General features: G+C 28.8%; 17 protein-coding genes, 1 pseudogene and 1 riboswitch. Of the genes and pseudogenes, 12 read left to right on the top strand and 6 right to left on the bottom strand.

Annotated elements, in window-relative coordinates:
* From L8X33_RS02280 to hpf, 6 genes are all read left to right on the top strand, one after another.
* Complete coding sequence (locus tag L8X33_RS02280; RefSeq protein ID WP_263669837.1) at positions 1-1,170, top strand: Mur ligase family protein; 1,170 nt, start codon at positions 1-3, stop codon at positions 1,168-1,170.
* Positions 1,157-2,068 carry a M23 family metallopeptidase gene (locus L8X33_RS02275; RefSeq protein WP_243705623.1) on the top strand — a complete coding sequence of 304 codons (912 nt, stop codon included), beginning with the start codon at positions 1,157-1,159 and terminating at the stop codon, positions 2,066-2,068. Before L8X33_RS02280 ends, L8X33_RS02275 begins: the two co-directional genes overlap by 14 nt.
* Positions 1,996-2,400, top strand: coding sequence for a bactofilin family protein (locus tag L8X33_RS02270; RefSeq protein WP_263660127.1), 405 nt, complete (start codon positions 1,996-1,998; stop codon positions 2,398-2,400). Before L8X33_RS02275 ends, L8X33_RS02270 begins: the two co-directional genes overlap by 73 nt.
* Positions 2,390-5,329: a DEAD/DEAH box helicase gene (locus L8X33_RS02265; protein WP_263669836.1), complete on the top strand. Its 2,940-nt coding sequence runs from the start codon at positions 2,390-2,392 to the stop codon at positions 5,327-5,329. Before L8X33_RS02270 ends, L8X33_RS02265 begins: the two co-directional genes overlap by 11 nt.
* Positions 5,326-6,006, top strand: coding sequence for an endonuclease III domain-containing protein (locus tag L8X33_RS02260; RefSeq protein ID WP_263669835.1), 681 nt, complete (start codon positions 5,326-5,328; stop codon positions 6,004-6,006). Before L8X33_RS02265 ends, L8X33_RS02260 begins: the two co-directional genes overlap by 4 nt.
* 78 nt (positions 6,007-6,084) lie before the next feature.
* Positions 6,085-6,603 carry a ribosome hibernation-promoting factor, HPF/YfiA family gene (hpf, locus tag L8X33_RS02255; RefSeq protein WP_220566860.1) on the top strand — a complete coding sequence of 173 codons (519 nt, stop codon included), beginning with the start codon at positions 6,085-6,087 and terminating at the stop codon, positions 6,601-6,603.
* 34 nt (positions 6,604-6,637) lie between these two features.
* Here the strand turns inward: hpf and L8X33_RS02250 are convergent, their stop codons facing one another.
* Positions 6,638-9,181, bottom strand: coding sequence for a hypothetical protein (locus tag L8X33_RS02250; RefSeq protein WP_263669834.1), 2,544 nt, complete (start codon positions 9,179-9,181; stop codon positions 6,638-6,640).
* Between the two features lie 162 nt (positions 9,182-9,343).
* On the opposite strand from L8X33_RS02250, the gene groES reads away from it, so the two are divergent.
* From groES to L8X33_RS02235, 3 genes are all read left to right on the top strand, one after another.
* On the top strand, positions 9,344-9,604 hold the full coding sequence (gene groES, locus L8X33_RS02245) for a co-chaperone GroES (RefSeq protein ID WP_039626536.1): 261 nt from the start codon (positions 9,344-9,346) through the stop codon (positions 9,602-9,604).
* A 13-nt stretch (positions 9,605-9,617) separates the two neighbouring features.
* Positions 9,618-11,255, top strand: coding sequence for a chaperonin GroEL (groL, locus tag L8X33_RS02240; RefSeq protein ID WP_070256698.1), 1,638 nt, complete (start codon positions 9,618-9,620; stop codon positions 11,253-11,255).
* A gap of 119 nt (positions 11,256-11,374) precedes the next feature.
* Complete coding sequence (locus L8X33_RS02235; RefSeq protein WP_263660123.1) at positions 11,375-11,944, top strand: NUDIX domain-containing protein; 570 nt, start codon at positions 11,375-11,377, stop codon at positions 11,942-11,944.
* Between the two features lie 12 nt (positions 11,945-11,956).
* On the opposite strand, the gene L8X33_RS08760 is transcribed toward L8X33_RS02235, so the two are convergent.
* From L8X33_RS08760 to rpmB, 5 genes and pseudogenes are all read right to left on the bottom strand, one after another.
* On the bottom strand, positions 11,957-12,304 hold the full coding sequence (locus L8X33_RS08760; protein ID WP_404842196.1) for a CZB domain-containing protein: 348 nt from the start codon (positions 12,302-12,304) through the stop codon (positions 11,957-11,959).
* A gap of 99 nt (positions 12,305-12,403) precedes the next feature.
* Positions 12,404-12,688 (bottom strand): annotated as a pseudogene (locus L8X33_RS08755) (methyl-accepting chemotaxis protein); the annotation flags it as partial.
* 431 nt (positions 12,689-13,119) lie between these two features.
* Positions 13,120-13,335, bottom strand: a complete 216-nt coding sequence (locus L8X33_RS02225) for a YdcH family protein (RefSeq protein ID WP_133318720.1) — start codon at positions 13,333-13,335, stop codon at positions 13,120-13,122.
* Between the two features lie 52 nt (positions 13,336-13,387).
* Positions 13,388-14,515 (bottom strand): potassium channel family protein, encoded by a 1,128-nt coding sequence (locus L8X33_RS02220; RefSeq protein ID WP_220566855.1) that lies wholly within the window; start codon positions 14,513-14,515, stop codon positions 13,388-13,390.
* A gap of 25 nt (positions 14,516-14,540) precedes the next feature.
* Entirely contained in the window at positions 14,541-14,735 is a 195-nt protein-coding gene (gene rpmB, locus L8X33_RS02215; RefSeq protein WP_012661734.1) for a 50S ribosomal protein L28, read from the bottom strand.
* A gap of 142 nt (positions 14,736-14,877) precedes the next feature.
* On the opposite strand from rpmB, the gene rpe reads away from it, so the two are divergent.
* The 3 genes from rpe (at position 14,878) to thiC (ending at position 17,765) form a co-directional block, all read left to right on the top strand.
* The gene (gene rpe / locus L8X33_RS02210; protein ID WP_220566854.1) at positions 14,878-15,525 is read left to right on the top strand and encodes a ribulose-phosphate 3-epimerase; all 648 of its coding nucleotides are present in this window, start codon (positions 14,878-14,880) and stop codon (positions 15,523-15,525) included.
* Positions 15,522-16,286 carry a 3'-5' exonuclease gene (locus L8X33_RS02205; RefSeq protein WP_263662503.1) on the top strand — a complete coding sequence of 255 codons (765 nt, stop codon included), beginning with the start codon at positions 15,522-15,524 and terminating at the stop codon, positions 16,284-16,286. The genes rpe and L8X33_RS02205 overlap by 4 nt, the downstream gene beginning before the upstream one ends.
* Positions 16,287-16,318: 32 nt before the next feature.
* A riboswitch (TPP riboswitch) is annotated at positions 16,319-16,423 on the top strand.
* A 43-nt stretch (positions 16,424-16,466) separates the two neighbouring features.
* Complete coding sequence (thiC, locus tag L8X33_RS02200; protein ID WP_263660121.1) at positions 16,467-17,765, top strand: phosphomethylpyrimidine synthase ThiC; 1,299 nt, start codon at positions 16,467-16,469, stop codon at positions 17,763-17,765.
* Positions 17,766-17,786: the final 21 nt, after the last annotated feature.

Below are 17,786 nucleotides of genomic sequence, written 5' to 3'. Positions count from 1 at the left end.
ATGAAATTTCAACAAATACTTTCACAAAAAACTATGTATGTGCAAAAAATTAGTAGATTTTTTATGTTTAGTATGTATGAGAAGTATAAAAAATTTATTCCAAAAACTAAAAATATCCAAATTATTGGCACTAATGGCAAAGGAAGTACGGGTAGATTTTTAGCGCTTTTACTTTTAGATCAAGGATATAAAGTAGGTCATTATACAAGTCCACATATTTTTGAATTTAATGAAAGATTTTGGTTAAATGGCAAAATTGTAAGCAATGAACTTTTAGAAAAAGCGCATGAAAAACTAGAAAGTGTTTTTTTGGAAGATGTAAAAAAACTTAGTTATTTTGAATACGCTACTTTTTTAGCTTTTTTTATTTTTAAAGATTGTGATTATGTGATTTTAGAAGCCGGAGTAGGTGGGGAGTATGATGCGACAAGTGTTTTTGAAATAAATTTTAGTGTTTTTACTAAAATAGGATTTGATCATCAAGATTTATTAGGTAAAAATTTAGAAGAAATAGCAAGAACAAAATTAAAAGCCATGAGTGCCAAAGCTTTAATTAATCATAAGCAAGAAGCAAAAGTATTAAATTTGGCTCAAAAAATAGCAAATTTAAAACGAGCTAGTTTAAGTATCAGTTTGCTAGAAAAAAATAATTTTATTTATCCTTATGTGCAAGAATATATTCAAAAGCACAATTTTGCAACTTTTTTAAAAGATAATCTTTTTTTAGCTTTAGAAGCTTTTTCTAAAATTTGTGCTAAAAATGAAAAAGAATTAATTCAAAGTATCAAAAATCTACCAAAACTTGATTTAAAAGGAAGGTGCGAGCAAATAAGTCAAAATATTTTTATTGATGTAGGACATAATGAAATGGCGGCTTTAGCTTTAGTTGAAATTTTCAAGGAAAAAAAAGTTCATTTAGTTTATAATTGCTTTTTAGATAAAGATTCTTATAAAATTTTAAAGGTTTTAAAACCTATAATAAAAATAGTTGAAATTTATGATTATGAAAGTAAAGATAGACCTTTGGCGGGTTCTGTTTTGCTAGAAAATTTAGAAAAATTAGATATTGTTTATCAAAAATTTGAACAAATAAAAAAAGATGAGTTATATTTAGTTTTTGGTTCTTTTGTATTGGTAGAAAAATTTTTAAGAGGCTATAATGAAAGATAAATTTACGCTAACTATTACAGATGTAAATGGTTCTAGACATTTTTTATTAAGTCAGATTATAAAAAAAGTAATAATTTATTTTACTACTTTTGTTTTTGTTGTTATAGTTTTAGGTGCTTTATATATTAATTATCTAGCAGATAAGCGTTCAGAGCTTTTAAAAGAACAAGAAATATTATCTTCAAAGAATACTAAATTGTTTTCTCAAAATGAGAGTATGCAAAAAAGTTTAGAGGAAAAAACAGCCTTATATGATGAACTCCAAACCCAACTTGCAGATATTGAGGATAATTTAGGCTTAAAGCAAGATGAAAGTTTAGATATACCAGAAAGATTAGAAAAAGTCAAACTTACTAATGATCAAGCTTATTTATTTTTAACACAAATTCCAAATGGTCATGTGATAGAAGATAATGGAGTCACAGGTAATTTCGGATGGCGTCATCATCCTATATTAAATAAAAAAGAATTTCATCCAGGTATTGATTTAAGAGCAGCTTTAAAAACTCCTATTTATGCGCCTGCAAATGGAGTGGTTGAATACGCTGCATATAGCAATAATGGCTATGGTTACTCAGTGATTTTGATCCATAATTTTGGTTTTAAAACGGTTTATGCGCATATGACGCGTCAGGATGTTGTCAAAGCAGGGCAATTTGTAAAAAAAGGTGATTTGTTGGGTTATACAGGAAATACAGGTCTTTCTACGGGGCCGCATTTGCATTATGAGGTTAGATTTATTAATAAACTTTTAGATCCTAAGATTTTTATAGATTTAAACCGAAAAAACTATGAACAAATTTTTGAAAAAGAAAGGAGAGTGCCATGGCAATCTTTAATAAAGGCTCTATTGCTGCAGTATCCGAAACTACAGTCATTTCAAACGGAGCAAAAATAGAAGGAAAATTTTATTTTGATTCTATGCTTCATTTAGATGGAGAAATCACAGGAGTAATTAATTCTTCTAATGTGATAGTGATAGGTAAAAGTGGTGTTTTAAAAGGACAAGTTAAGGCAAGTAAAATAGTAATCAATGGAGTTTTTGAGGGAGAAATGCAAGTTGATTCTTTAGAAATTTTATCCGGCGGTGTACTTAATGGTAATATCATAGTTAAACAATTAAGTATTGAAAATGGTGGGAAATTTAACGGAAGTAGTAAAATAATTGAAAAAGAAGAAGAGCTTGCAACTATTGATGTGAGTATAGAAAATTCAGAAAATGCAAGCTAAATTATATGAATATTTATTAAGTAATAAAACTGAGTTAATAATTTGTGAGAATGATAAAGAAGCAGATGAATTAGCTCAAGTTTGCTTATTTTTAAAATTAAAAACTTTTATTTTACCTGATTTTAGAGCAGAATTTGGTAGCGATTTACGCTCTTTTTCTAAAGAACTTTTTGAAATTTGTAAAGTATTAAATGCTTATCATAAAGAAAATGAAAATAAAATTTTAATATCTCCCATAAAAACAATTTTGCAAAAATTACCAGGTAAAAAGCATCTAAAAAACATTATTCTGAAAAGAAATTCACTTCTTGCTTTAGAGAAATTTAAAGAAGAAATTTTACATAGTGGATATGAGTTTGTAGATATAGTTCAAGATAAGGGTGAAATTTCAATACGCGGGGATATTATAGATATTTTTGCGATTAATGAAGAACAACCTTTTAGAATTTTACTTTTTTCAGATGAGATAGAAAGTATAAGATATTTTGATATACATACGCAAAAATCAATCCCTGCTGAACTCTCCAATATAGAAATTTGTCCTTTTTTGAGTGCTTTTAGCCAAGAGCAATATGAAAATTTACAAGAAAAAATTCAAAATTTCCAAAGTCAAAGTATTATAAACGATGTTAATTCTTTAGGTTTTTGGTGTGTTGATGATTTTTGTGATTATTTAGATTTAAATTTTGTAAGCATAAAAAAATTTGATGTAAATGATTTTGAAGAAGATATTAGTAAAATCAATCAAAATATTTTACCTGAACCAATATTTTATAAAGATTTGGTAAGTTCTTATAATCATGATTTTTTCACTTTTCACAAAGATAAAAAAATTACTGTTTTAGCAAAAAATGAAGCTTTGTTTAAAGCTTTAAATTTACAAGAATTTTCAAATATTAAATTAAAAATATCCCAAGAAAGAATTAATTTAAGTACTCAAGATGAGCTTATCATATCTTTAAATAAAAAAGAAAAAAATAAAAGAGTTAGAAAAGCAAGTTTGGTAATAGATGAGCTTAGGGTTGGGGATTTTGTTGTGCATGAAGATTATGGTGTAGCTAAATTTTTAGGTCTTGAGATTATTGCAATAGCAGGAGCAAAAAAAGAATTTGTCGCTCTTGGGTATTTAAATAACGATAAGCTTTTATTGCCTGTTGAAAATTTATATATGATTGATAAATATATCGGTGCAAGTGGTGGCGTGCCTTTACTTGATAAGCTTGGAAAAGGAAGTTTTTTAAAAATCAAGGAAAGATTAAAAGAAAAATTATTTGCCATTGCTTCAAATATAGTTTCTTTAGCAGCGGCTAGAGCTTTGATAAAAGCAAAAGAATTAAAAATTTCTCAAGAATTACAAGATGAATTTATCAATAAGGCAGGATTTTTTTACACTAAAGATCAAAGTCAAGTTTGTCAAGAAATCACTCAAGATTTAAAAAGTATGCAGGTGATGGATAGGCTTTTAAGTGGCGATGTGGGTTTTGGTAAAACAGAAGTTGCTATGAACGCTATATTTACTTGTGTAAAAAGTGGTTATACGGCTTTATTTTTTGTGCCAACTACTTTACTTTCAGCCCAGCATTTTAAAACCTTAAAACGAAGATTTGATTCTTTTGATATAGAGGTTTTTAAGCTAGATCGTTTTACTAGTGCTAAAGAAAAAAAACAAGTTTTAGCATTTTTAAAAGAAAATAAGCCTTGTGTAGTGGTTGGAACGCATTCTCTTTTAGGGGTTGAGTGTGAAAATTTGGGTTTAGTCGTGATAGATGAGGAGCATAAATTTGGTGTAAAACAAAAAGAAAAACTCAAGGAATTAAGTAAAAATTCACATATTCTATCTATGTCGGCAACACCTATACCAAGAAGTTTAAATCAAGCTCTTAGTTCTTTAAAATCATATAGTGTTTTACAAACTCCACCTGAGGATCGTTTGGATGTGCGTACCTTTGTTAGAGAAAGTAGTGATGCTTTGATTAAAGAAGCTATTTCAAGAGAATTAAGAAGAGCAGGACAGATTTTTTATATACACAATCATATAGCAAGTATTGATGGGTGTAAAAAATATCTTTTAGATTTGTTTCCAAATTTAAAAATTTTAATCTTGCATTCTAAAATTGATGCAAAAACTACTGAAGAAGAAATGATTAAATTCGAAAATAAAGAATATGATTTATTGCTTTGTACTTCTATAGTTGAAAGTGGTATTGATTTGGCAAATGCAAACACTATCATAGTAGAAAATTCAGATCGCTTTGGTATGGCTGATTTGCACCAACTTAGAGGAAGAGTAGGGCGTAGTGCTAAGCAAGGATATTGTTATTTTTTGATTGAAGATAAGGAAAAAATCACAAAAGATTCTTTAAAAAGACTTACGAGTTTAGAGAGTAATTCTTATTTAGGCTCAGGAAGCGTGCTTGCTTACCATGATTTAGAAATTCGTGGTGGTGGAAATTTATTAGGTGTGGATCAAAGTGGACATATAGAACAAATTGGTTATAGTTTGTATCTTAAAATGTTAGAAGATGAAATTAATAAATTAAGTAAAAAAGAAGAAATTAAAGAGAAGAAAATAGATCTAAAGCTTAATATCAATGCTTTTTTAAATAGTGAGTATATTAGCGAAGATCGTTTGAGATTAGAACTTTACAGAAGACTTAGTAAGTGTATGAGTGTTAATGAAGTTTATGAGATAGAAAGTGAGATGAATGATCGTTTTGGAAGACCTGATATCTTCACAAAGCAGTTTTTGGATTTAATCATCATAAAAATTTTAGCTAGCAAATATTATAAATTAGTGAGCAATTATGAGCAAAATATTTGTTTTGTAAAAGATGATGAGAGCAAAGAAGTCATTAAAGCAAAAAGTAAAGACGATGATGATGTAATTGAGGCTATTTTGATGCATTTAAGAAAGAGTGAAAAAGCATGAGTGGATATGAAATTTTTAAAGCTTTAGTTAATGCAAATATTGGTTATAAAGATTTTGAATGGCTAGAAAATAATACTTTAAGTGAGTTTGAAATTTTAATTTCTGTAGTTTTAACTCAAAATACAAACTGGAAAAATGTATTGAAAGCTTTGATAAATTTAAAACAAGCAAATATTGCTAAGATAGAAGATTTATCAAATTTAAATACTCAAGATTTAGCGTTTTTAATAAAGCCAAGTGGATTTTATAATACTAAGGCAAAATATATTAAAAATTTTACTCAAAAATATTTTCAATATTTTAATTCTTTTGAGCTTTTTAAAGAAGAAGTTGATAGAGAATGGCTTTTAGATATTAAGGGTTTTGGTCAAGAAAGTGCTGATGGAATTTTAAATTATATATGCAAAAAAGAAGTTTTAGTAGTTGATGCTTATAGTGCAAAAATAGCTAATTATTTAGGCTATGAGTGTCAAAGTTATGATGAGTTGGCAGATTTTTTAAAAAAAGACATAGCTAAAAATCAACAAGAATTGTGTGTTTTATTAAAAAAAGAATGTAAATTATATGAGCTTTATCAAATTTTTCATGCTTTAATTGTTTCTTTTTGTAAAACACACTTTCAAGGTAAAAAACTTTCAGAGAATGGTGTGCTTATTCTAGATCCTTTAAAATTTTAAATTTATTTTTTATTTAAAAAGTTATTTTTTTACGATTAAAGTGCTATAATGTATTTAACTTCATAAAAAGGAGAAGTAATGAATACAAGTATAGTTGGAAAGCAATTTGAGCTAACTGAGTCTATAAAAGAGTATGTGGAAAAAAGCTTTGATGCTTTAAGTAAATATGGCTTAGATGTGATTTCTGCGCGTTGTGTTATAAGTGCTGATGAAAGGCATGGAAAGAAAGGATTTTGGGCTGAATTTAGCATTAATCTAGCCGGTATTAATACAGTGGTTGTAAAGCAAAAAGATAAAGACTTATACGCTGCTATAGATTTAGCTACTGATAGAATTTCTAAGGTTTTAAGAAGATTGCATGATAAAAATATTACCCATAAACATCAAGATGAGATAAAAGAAAATTTAGTATTACCGAGCTTGATTGAGGAAGATGAGATAGTTCCAACAGAACTTGAGCTATATAAGCCTTTGGAAATTGAAGAAGCATTGGAAAAATTAAAAGCAAGTAAAGATATATTTTTAGTTTTTAATGACATAGATGCAAAAATGAGGGTGTTATATAAGAAAAAAGATGGTAAATTTGGTTTATTTTAATAAAAATCTAGCCTTTTTTTAAAGGCTAGATTTATTAGAAGAGTTTGTTAAAAATTTTATCTATTGCTTGATCTACTTTTTTACCTGTATTTTTAGCACCATCACTAGCATTTCCACCTATTGTATTAACAATAGAATTTACAACACTTTTTGTATCAAGACTTACTTTAGGATCTTGCGTTGTTCCTTTTATAACACCTTTGAAGTTTGCTCTATCAATGACGATATTAAAAGGAATGTTTAATTTGGTACTTTTTGTATCAACCTTACCTTTGCTAATATTTATATTGCTTCTATCAGCCACTAGGTTTAAATTTAAATCTATAAGATTTTTGTTGATATTTATTTTGGCTTCACCGTTGCGATATACATCTTGAGTGATATCTTTTTGTAAAAGTAACATTAAAGCACCTGTGATGAGATTTTTCTTAAGTTGCCCATCAGCTAAATTCATTAGCACTACACCACTTTCTTTTAAAAGATTATAATCAATGCTTAAATTTGATTTTGCTTGGTAATAATCAGGTAAATCTAAGCTTTGAGTTAAATTTGAAAGATCGGTATTTTGCATTTTAGCGTTAAAAATATTATTTTTTAAAGTGGCATTTAATGAGCCGTTAAATATATTTTTACTATTAATACTTGCATCTATTAAAGCGTTTTTAAAATCAAATTTTCCTTCAAAATCAGCCTTACCTTTTAAGTTTCTATCAACTAAAAATCCTAGCTTCGAAAAATCTTGCAATGATATATTATAAGTGCTTACTAGATCCATTTGATTAAGATCAAATTTACCTTTTAATGAATTAATATTTGCAAATGAACTTAGAACTTTAGCGTTAAAATCAATGATTGATTTAGAAATTTTTCCATCAAGATTGATTTTTGCTGAAGTATTCTTTGGAAATTTTTTCTCTAAAAGCTTGGATAATTCTACTTCATTAAAAGAAGAATTAATATTTGCTTTAAAATCACCATTAATATTGTTAAAATCAAGTGACTTTAAGTCAATATCTGCATTTACATCACCAAATGCTAAAACTTTTTGTCCTATCAAAGGAAAAAGTTGTTCTAATTTTATATTATCAATCTTTGCTTGTAAACTTTTTCCATTGGATTTTGCATTGATAAGCCCTTGCATGATTTTAATATTTGCATCAAGATTTTGAATTTGATTTGACTTAAGATCAACTTTGGCATCTAAATTTAAAGGTCCATTGAGATCTTGTTTGGTTAAAGGTTTTAATTTGTTAAGATTATCTATAAAAGCACTAATTTGTACATTTAAATCTTTGTTTGTAAGGTTATATGAACCTTTTAGTTGAGGTATTTTTGCTATGTTTGAATCAAGTAAAGCTTCATAATCAATCAAAGAATTTTTCGCATTTGCTTTAGCTTGTAAGTTAAAATTTGTTTTTGGAAAGTCAAGATTGCTTAGTTTTTTAAATTCCATAACATTTATATTTGCATTGTTTAACCTAGTGTTTAGATTGAAATTTTTAAAATCAAGCCCTTGTGCTTTTAAATCTAAAACTAATTTAGAATTAATAAAAGCAGGTATGGATATGGTTTTTAAAAGTTCTGCTACTTCTATATTAGTTGTATTGATATTAAGATTATTATTTTCTAAAACAGCTTTTAAGCTACCACCAAATCCAAGTAAGTTAGCATCTAATTTTTGCAATTGATTGTTTGCAAAAAGTAAATTACCTTGAATTTGACTTTTGCCTTGGAGTTTCATTTTGGCTAGAGATGAAAATTGATTAAAATCATCTATTTTGATATCAAAATCACTAGTTAAGCTTTGTTTTGCTATATCATAAATACTTTTTTGTGTATAAAGTTTGAAGAAGTTACTTAAAATTTCACTTTTAGAAATAACTTCATTGTTTTGGATTAAAGATCTTATTTCACCCTTTATATAGCTTTGTTTTGGTAAGCTTAGATTAAAATCTTTTTCAATTAGAGTATTGTTGATAGAACTTGTATAAAAATTAATCAAAGCATTACCATTTGGTTTTAAATTTTTAGCTTGTATATCACTTATAATACTAATTTTTCCTTGAGCATATCTTGGTAGATTAGCAAAATCTAAAATTTGAGCCAAATCTATATTTTTACCAATAAATTCAAGATTTATAGGAGAAAAATCAACAATTTTTGCATCTAAGCTAAGATTAGAATCAAACAAAAATCCATTACCTTTTACTAAAAAATCACTACTTTTACCTATAGCACTACCTTTAAATGTAAAATCTTTATCGCTTTTTAAGCCAAGATTTTGAATATAGTTTTGTTTAAGTCCTAAAAGATAGTTTAAATCAAATCCTAGTCTTAAAGGTGATATGCCACCTTCTATGTTAGCAAAAAATTTATCATCAATATTTGCTTTAATGTCAAGTTGTGAAAAACTAATTTTAAAATTTTCAAATTTAACATTCATACCACTTTTTTGAGCAATAATCGTTTCGATTCTTGGCTTTAAAAAAGCATTACCCATGCTTGTAAATAATAATGTATATATAGCTAGAAATGCTATACACACTACACCTAAAAGAATGTAAAGAATTTTTTTCATGAGAAACCTTTATAATAATATATCATATAAATTTAGTGATATAGACTAAACTTATATGATATATTTTACTTAATTTATTGACAATTAACTTTCTTTAATGTATAATTCTATCACTCAAAAACAAAGAGTGCTAAAAATGGCACATTTTAGAAAGGATAAAAAATGAATTTTCAACCTCTAGGAAAGCGTATTTTAGTAAAACGCTTAGAAGAAATGAAAACTACTGCTTCTGGGATTATTATACCAGATAATGCTAAAGAAAAACCATTAAATGGTGAAGTTGTTGCAGTAAGCAAAGAAATAGAAGATATTAAGGTAAATGATAAAGTAATGTTTGCAAAATACGGTGGAACTGAAATTAAACTTGATAATGAAGAGTATTTAGTTCTTAATGTTGAAGATGTTTTAGGGATTATTAAATAAAAAAGGATAAAAAATGGCAAAAGAAATATTTTTTTCAGATGAAGCAAGAAATAAACTTTATGAAGGTGTTAAAAAACTTAATGATGCTGTAAAAGTCACTATGGGGCCACGCGGTCGTAATGTATTAATCCAAAAAAGTTTTGGTGCTCCAACTATCACAAAAGATGGTGTGAGTGTAGCTAAAGAAGTGGAATTAAAAGATTCTTTAGAAAATATGGGTGCTTCTTTAGTTAGAGAAGTAGCTAGTAAAACAGCTGATCAAGCAGGCGATGGAACAACAACAGCAACAGTTTTAGCGCATGCTATTTTTAAAGAAGGTTTGAGAAATATTACAGCAGGTGCTAATCCTATCGAAGTTAAAAGAGGTATGGATAAAGCTTGCGAAGCTATAGTAGCTGAACTTAAAAAACTTTCTCGTGAAGTTAAAGATAAAAAAGAAATAGCTCAAGTTGCGACAATTTCTGCGAATTCAGATGAGAAAATCGGAAATTTAATCGCTGATGCTATGGAAAAAGTTGGAAAAGATGGTGTTATCACTGTTGAAGAAGCAAAATCAATCAATGATGAATTAAATGTAGTTGAAGGTATGCAATTTGATAGAGGTTATTTAAGCCCATATTTCATTACAAATACTGAAAAAATGACAGCTGAATTGCAAAATCCTTTTATTTTGTTATTTGATAAAAAAATTGCCAACTTAAAAGATTTATTACCAATTTTAGAGCAAATTCAAAAAACAGGAAAACCACTTTTAATTATAGCTGAAGACATTGAAGGCGAAGCTTTGGCAACTTTAGTTGTAAATAAATTAAGAGGTGTTTTAAATATTTCAGCAGTTAAAGCTCCTGGCTTTGGCGATAGAAGAAAAGCTATGCTTGAAGATATTGCTATTTTAACAGGTGGTGAAGTGATTTCTGAAGAGCTTGGAAGAACTTTAGAAAGTGCTAGTATTCAAGATTTAGGTCAAGCTTCAAGCGTGATTATTGATAAAGACAATACAACTATTGTAAATGGTGCAGGTGAAAAAGCAAATATTGATGCAAGAATTAACCAAATCAAAGCCCAAATTGCTGAAACAAGTTCAGATTATGATAGAGAAAAATTACAAGAAAGATTAGCTAAATTAAGCGGCGGTGTAGCGGTGATTAAAGTTGGTGCGGCTACTGAAACTGAAATGAAAGAGAAAAAAGATAGAGTTGATGATGCATTAAGTGCTACAAAAGCTGCAGTTGAAGAAGGTATAGTAATAGGCGGTGGCGCTGCATTAATCAAAGCAAAATCAAAAATCAGCTTGAATTTGCAAGGTGATGAAGCTATTGGTGCAGCTATTGTAGAAAGAGCATTAAGAGCACCTTTAAGACAAATTGCTGAAAATGCTGGATTTGATGCTGGTGTAGTTGTAAATACAGTAGAAAATAGTAAAGAAGAAAATACTGGTTTTGATGCTGCAAAAGGTGAATATGTAAATATGCTTGAAAGCGGTATTATCGATCCTGTTAAAGTAGAAAGAGTAGCCTTACTTAATGCGGTATCAGTAGCTAGTATGCTTTTAACAACTGAAGCTACAATTAGCGAAATTAAAGAAGATAAACCTGCTATGCCTGATATGAGTGGTATGGGCGGTATGGGAGGCATGGGTGGTATGATGTAATACCATCTTTTTTACTTCTTTTTGGAGTTGCTTTTTATAGCAACTCTTTTAAATTCTTTTATATTTTTTCATACTCGTTTTATTTTGTTATAATAGATGTAAAATTATAAGGATTTTACATGAAAAATTTACAAGAAGAGCAATTTTCTAACTCAAAATATATTAAACCTAAAAGATATACTTATATAGGTAAAGATAACAAAAAATACACTTGGGATTTTATAGAAGCATTAGATAGTGTTTCTGTTTTTTTATATCATACTCAAAAAGATTCTTTTGTTTTTGTAAAGCAATTTAGAATTCCTTTATGGGATTATCAAAAACGCAATAACTTAAATTTAAACGAGATGGGATTTAGCATAGAGCTTTGTTCAGGTCTTGTTGATAAAGATTTGAGTTTAGAGGAAATAGCTAAAGAAGAATGTGTTGAAGAACTAGGTTATGCTCCTAAGGTTGTAGAAAAAATAGGGGAATTTTATGCAGGTTTTGGTTCAGGTGTTAGTAGACAATTTTTATTTTTTGCTGAAATTAATGAAGATGATAAAATTGGTAATGGTGGTGGAATTGAGGGGGAGGATATCCAAGCAGTATGGATAAAAAGAAAAGATTTTGAAAAGTTTTCTAAAGAAAATCCTATAAAAACTCCTTTACTTGAGTATGCGTATTTATGGTTTAAGGGTAAGAATTAATCTTACCTCTTTTTATTTTTCCTCTTTATTTTCAATATTTAGATCTTTTTCATCAAGCATTTCTTTAAAGATTCCAAATAAATCTTCAGAAGCCTTTTCAGCATTAGAGCATTTATCTAAAATTTGATTTTGTACTAGTTTATCACTTGTATCTTCATTATGTGCTAAAGCAACGGCTTGGTTCATATTTTCATGTACTTTTTGATGTGGTAAATTTAACTTACCAAAAGCTCTTCCGCCAGAAAATCTTTCCTTGCCAATACCAGCAATCCATTTTGCAAGTCTGCAACTTAAGTGATCAGATAAAGTTTTTCCTGAAGCATGAATAATTTCATTATATCCATTTAATTTAAATGCAATATGATCTAGTTTTGCTAGTGATATGAATATTTCAGAGGTAATGCTTTTAGCGTGAGAACTAGTTGAATTTGCATTAGAAATTAATTGAGCAAAATTACTAGAGAATTTTACTATATGCTCATTAGATTCTAATGATACTTTTTCTACTTGTTCGCTTTGTCCATACATCTCATCAGCATTTTGTTTTAATAGGTTAATATTTAATTCTACTTCAGAAGTTGCTTTTTGTGTTTTTTCAGCAAGTTTTCTTACTTCATCAGCAACAACAGCAAAGCCTCTGCCGTGTTCTCCTGCTCTAGCAGCTTCGATTGCGGCATTTAGTGCTAAAAGATTGGTTTGATCGGATACATCTTTGATTAAGTTAATAACATTAGTGATCTCATCAACGCTGCGGTGTAAATTTCCCGCTGTATCTCTTGAGCGATTAGCTGATTCTATAATGCTTTGAAGTGAAGATATGATAGAGTGAGTTATTGAATTTAACTCTTGCATATCTTTTAAAGAGGAATCAGAATATTGAGAAATCATTTCCGCTTTATTAACATTTTCCTGCATATCACTTTGAACATTTGCAATACCTTTTAAAACACCATTTAATAGCATTTCCAAAAGATTTGTTTCAAGTTCAGTTTTTCCGCAATTTCCTTGAAGTTGTTTTTCATAATTTTTAATTAATTCTTGTTTTTCTGAAAGAAGTCTTTTGTTTTCTTCTTCTAGTTCTTTGATTTTATTTTGTAAATTTTCAAAGTCTTGTGATAATTGACTTTTTTTCCTAAACATATTTAATCCTTAAAAGTTAAAAAAATCGGCAGAAATTATTTTTTATAATTTGATAAATAAGTATTTAATTCATCCTTTAATTTTAACTTTTCTTTCTTTAGATTTGCTATTTCTAAGCTATCTAGATGAATTCTACCTTCTTCTGCATCTTTGATTTTGTGATCAAGTTTGTTGTGCTCTTCAAACAACTTATCAAAATGCATATCCTTGCCTTTTAACTCGGTGATTAAATCCCTAAATTCATGTAGCATGTAAGCCTCCTTTTTTTGAAATTTTATTGTTATTGATTATAGCTTAAATAAGTTAAATGTATTTTAACTCGTCAGGTTTTTGTTTATTTTTAATAATCTTTTTAGCTATTTTTATACTATCTGCTGTACCAACGATTAACAATTTTGCACCAGTGCCTATTAAAGTGTCTCCTCTTGGCATAGGGGTAAATTTTTTATTTTCCAAAATTCCTACTATGCTAACATTTGCCATATCTCTTAAATGGATTTCTTTTAGTCTTTTAAATCTCACCCATGACTCGTCAGGAATTTTAACCTCTTCTAAATCAATAGGGCTATTTTTTTTGTAAAGATAATTTTCTAATAAATTTTCCATATCAGGTCTTGCTGACATAGCACTAAGTCTTTGTGCGACCAATTTTGTAGCAGAAACTATGGAATTTGCTCCAAGTTTTTTTAGTTTTTCAGTTTCGTCTTCATTGCTTGAGCTAGCTAGTATAAAATAAGGATTGATTCTTTGTAATTCTTTTTCAAACAATCTCACTGAAGCAATGATGGCTATATTATCTGCTATGTTATTGCTAAGAGTAATTACACCTTTTGCGCTAGAAAGATTGGTCTTTAAAAAGGCTATATTTGTATGTGGAGCACTTTCTATATAATAAGGATAATTATATTTTTCAGCTATCTCGCTAAAATTTTCTATTTCATCAACAACAACAAAAGGAATGTGATTTTCTTTGAATTGCTGTGCTAGTTCTATGGTAAAATCATTGTGATAGCATATTACAAAATGATTTTTTAATCTTGCAACTTTATGAAGCATTCTTCTCTCCTTGATTATTTTAGACAAGATTCCTTTTTTTACTATTTCTATCACTAAACCCATGCAAAAAGTAAATATTGTAAAAGTTAATAATACATATATAACGGTAAAAATTCTACCCGCTGTTGGTATGGGATTGACTTCAGTGTAGCCTAAAGTGGTAAATGTCATACCAGCTTGGTAAATAGCATCATTGAGATTATAATTACTTGTAAGCATATAACCAAAAGCTCCAATTAGTGTCATTATTACGACAGCAATAAGAGGAATTCTTAAAAATCTAAGTTGCTCGTAAAGCTCGTCATTGAGGTTGATTGAAGGTTTTGGAGAAGGGGACCAATTGAGGAATTTTTGTAGCTTTTTCAAAAAAGACATAATAATTCCTCGTTTATATTAAGGATTATTTGCTACTCTGTTTTTTAAGTGTTCTTAAAGTTGAAGCAGCAACTCTAACTTTTCTAGTAGTTCCATCTTCTAAAGTAATACGAACTGTTCTTAAATTTGGCAAAAAGCGTCTTTTAGTTTTGTTGTTAGCATGGCTAACATTGTTACCTACCATAGGTCCTTTTCCTGTAATTTGGCAAATTCTTGACATAAATTTTTCCTTATGAAATAAAAATAATTTTTAGCATTATATCTAAAGCAAGCTTAAAAAAATCAAATATTATTAAAAATACATAAAGAAAATTTGATAATAAGTATGATAAAATTATTTTTTATTTTATTGGAGATATATAATGTATGTAGCGCCAAGTTTATTGTCTGCAAATTTTTTAAACTTAGAAAATGAGATTAAAGAAGTATCTCAAGCGGGAGCTGATTTGTTGCACATTGATGTGATGGATGGACATTTTGTGCCAAATCTTACTTTTGGTCCTTGTGTGATTGAAAATATTTCAAAAATTACTTCAGTACCTTTAGATGTGCATTTAATGGTGCATAATGTTAGTAGTTTTGTAGATTTATTTATACCTATAAAACCAAAATTTATTAGTTTTCATTTAGAAGCTGAAAACCATCCTATTAGGGTGTGTGAGTATATAAGAAAAAACGGCATTCATCCTGCTATTGTATTAAATCCACATACTCCAGTTTCAAGCATAGAACATATTTTAGAATTTGTAGATATGGTGCTTTTAATGAGTGTTAATCCAGGCTTTGGCGGGCAAAGTTTTTTACCTTTGGTGTATAATAAAATTCGCCAGTTGAGAGAAATGATAGATAGGAAAAATCTTAAAGTTTTTATAGAGGTTGATGGTGGGGTAAATGGCTTAAATGCACCTGATTTGGATGAAGCAGGAGCTGATATTTTAGTCGCGGGTAGTTATATTTTTTCTTCGCAAGATAAAAAAACAGCAATTAATTCTTTAAAGCTTGAATTTTGAGCCAACAACAAATCGATGATTTAATCATCAAGCTAAGCAAAGAAAACAAACCTTTTCCTTGGGTTTTAAAAGAACTTGCAAAAATAGAAGAATTAAACCACTATGATTTTGATTTATATATTTTTGAGCTTTTAGGACTAGGGGTAGAGCTTAATGCACAAAATTGTTTGTGTTTAAAAAGTAAAAATAAAAAAATAAAAGATGAGATATTTTGTGTTGTAGATATTGAAAGTACCGGCGGGATAAAAAGTGGTCAAATTTTAGAAATAGGTGCTGTAAAAATTCAAAATTATAAAGAAATTGATAGGTTTGAAAGTTTTGTAAAAGTAGAAAGCATACCTGAAAATATTACAGAATTAACTGGGATTAGTTTAGATATGGTAGAAAATGCTCCTTCTTTGAAAGCTGTGTTAAATGATTTTAAGTTATTTTTAAAAGATAGCATTTTTGTAGCACACAATGTGCGTTTTGATTATCATTTTATATCTAAAGCTATGTATGAAAATGATTTTGGAGTACTTTTAAATAGAAGATTATGTACTATTGATTTAGCTAAAAAATGCATTGAAAGTCCCAAATACGGCCTTGATGCTCTAAAAGAGTTTTTGTGTATTGAAAGTAAGCATCATAGAGCTTTAAGCGATGCTTTGGCCGCAAGTGAAATTTTGAAATACTGTCTTAAAAAAATTCCTTTTTACATTAAAACTACTGAAGAATTGTTACATTTTAGCAAGCAAGCTAAAAATCAAACAAAAAAATAAACTTTGTTTTGTATTTATTGCTATACTTCTTTTGCATAAATGACGGGAGCTTGTGATACAGGCTGAGAGTAAGCTAAAAGCTTAGACCGCACCAGAACTAGGTAATACTAGCGTTGGGATAATTTATCAACTACTCACATACCCTTCATTTATCCAAAATTATTTCAAGGATAAATTCAAATGAAAACTCAAATGTCTTATGCAAAAGAAGGAATTTTCACAAAGCAAATGCAAATTGTTGCACAAAAAGAACAAGTAAGTGAAGGTTTTTTACTTGAAAATATAGCATGTGGAAAAATCATCATTCCTGCAAATATCAACCATAAAGCATTAGATCCAAATGGTATTGGCTATGGACTTAAAACGAAAGTAAATGTAAATTTAGGCGTTTCAAATGATTGTGTAGATTATAGTGAAGAGATGAAAAAGGTAGAATTGGCTCACAAATTTAATATAGAAGCTATTATGGATCTTAGTAATTATGGTAAAACCAGTCGTTTTAGAGATGAGCTAATTGCTACTTCAAAAGCTATGATAGGAACTGTGCCTGTTTATGATGCGGTAGGTTTTTTGGAAAAAGATTTAAAAGATATTAAAGCAAAAGATTTTTTAGATGTAGTATATCATCATGCTAAAAGTGGAGTGGATTTCATGACAATTCACGCAGGGATAAATTCTCGTGCTGCTAGGGTTTTTAAAGAGTGTGATAGGATTACTAATATAGTTTCAAGAGGAGGTTCAGTTCTTTATGCTTGGATGCAAATGAATGATGCTGAAAATCCATTCTATGAATATTATGATGATTTGCTTGCTATATGTAAGGAATTTGATGTGACACTTTCTTTGGGTGATGCACTAAGACCTGGTTGTACTCATGATGCAAGTGATGGAGCTCAAATTGCTGAACTTATCGAACTTTCGTTATTAACTAAAAGAGCATGGGCTCAAGATGTACAAGTAATGATAGAAGGGCCTGGTCATATGGCTATTAACGAAATAGAAGCTAATATGCAACTTGAAAAAAGAATTTGCAATGGAGCTCCATTTTATGTTTTAGGACCATTAGTTACTGATATAGGTGCAGGATATGATCATATAAGTGGAGCAATTGGTGGAGCAGTTGCAGCAGCAGCTGGCGCTGATATACTTTGTTATGTAACTCCTGCTGAACATTTAAGACTTCCAAATTTAGAAGATGTAAGAGATGGTATAGTAGCAACTAAAATAGCAGCTCATGCAGGAGATATAGCCAAGCTTCCCAAAGAAAGAAAAATAGATGATGAAATGAGTAAAGCAAGACAAGATATTGATTGGGAAAAAATGTTTAAATTAGCAATTGATGGAGAAAAGGCTAAGAAAATGTTTAATGAAAGAAAGCCTGAAGAACTTAATTCTTGTTCAATGTGTGGAAAAATGTGTGCTATGAACACTATGAATAAAATTTTAAAAGGTGAGGATGTAAGTTTGATAAAAGAATAAACCCTCGATTGCGAGGGTTTA

The organism is Campylobacter sp. CNRCH_2014_2849, assembly GCF_025772845.1.
Lineage (GTDB): Bacteria > Campylobacterota > Campylobacteria > Campylobacterales > Campylobacteraceae > Campylobacter_D > Campylobacter_D lari_D.
This window is presented reverse-complemented; position numbering and strand designations above follow the sequence as displayed.

What these genes read in the sequence shown, in the direction of transcription:
- L8X33_RS02280 (WP_263669837.1), top strand. Translation starts at nt 1, where the DNA reads ATGAAATTTCAACAAATACTTTCACAAAAAACTATGTATGTGCAAAAA.
- L8X33_RS02270 (WP_263660127.1), top strand. Translation starts at nt 1,996, where the DNA reads ATGGCAATCTTTAATAAAGGCTCTATTGCTGCAGTATCCGAAACTACA.
- L8X33_RS02265 (WP_263669836.1), top strand. Translation starts at nt 2,390, where the DNA reads ATGCAAGCTAAATTATATGAATATTTATTAAGTAATAAAACTGAGTTA.
- L8X33_RS02260 (WP_263669835.1), top strand. Translation starts at nt 5,326, where the DNA reads ATGAGTGGATATGAAATTTTTAAAGCTTTAGTTAATGCAAATATTGGT.
- hpf (WP_220566860.1), top strand. Translation starts at nt 6,085, where the DNA reads ATGAATACAAGTATAGTTGGAAAGCAATTTGAGCTAACTGAGTCTATA.
- L8X33_RS02250 (WP_263669834.1), bottom strand. Translation starts at nt 9,181, where the DNA reads ATGAAAAAAATTCTTTACATTCTTTTAGGTGTAGTGTGTATAGCATTT.
- groES (WP_039626536.1), top strand. Translation starts at nt 9,344, where the DNA reads ATGAATTTTCAACCTCTAGGAAAGCGTATTTTAGTAAAACGCTTAGAA.
- groL (WP_070256698.1), top strand. Translation starts at nt 9,618, where the DNA reads ATGGCAAAAGAAATATTTTTTTCAGATGAAGCAAGAAATAAACTTTAT.
- L8X33_RS02235 (WP_263660123.1), top strand. Translation starts at nt 11,375, where the DNA reads ATGAAAAATTTACAAGAAGAGCAATTTTCTAACTCAAAATATATTAAA.
- L8X33_RS02225 (WP_133318720.1), bottom strand. Translation starts at nt 13,335, where the DNA reads ATGCTACATGAATTTAGGGATTTAATCACCGAGTTAAAAGGCAAGGAT.
- L8X33_RS02220 (WP_220566855.1), bottom strand. Translation starts at nt 14,515, where the DNA reads ATGTCTTTTTTGAAAAAGCTACAAAAATTCCTCAATTGGTCCCCTTCT.
- rpmB (WP_012661734.1), bottom strand. Translation starts at nt 14,735, where the DNA reads ATGTCAAGAATTTGCCAAATTACAGGAAAAGGACCTATGGTAGGTAAC.
- rpe (WP_220566854.1), top strand. Translation starts at nt 14,878, where the DNA reads ATGTATGTAGCGCCAAGTTTATTGTCTGCAAATTTTTTAAACTTAGAA.
- thiC (WP_263660121.1), top strand. Translation starts at nt 16,467, where the DNA reads ATGAAAACTCAAATGTCTTATGCAAAAGAAGGAATTTTCACAAAGCAA.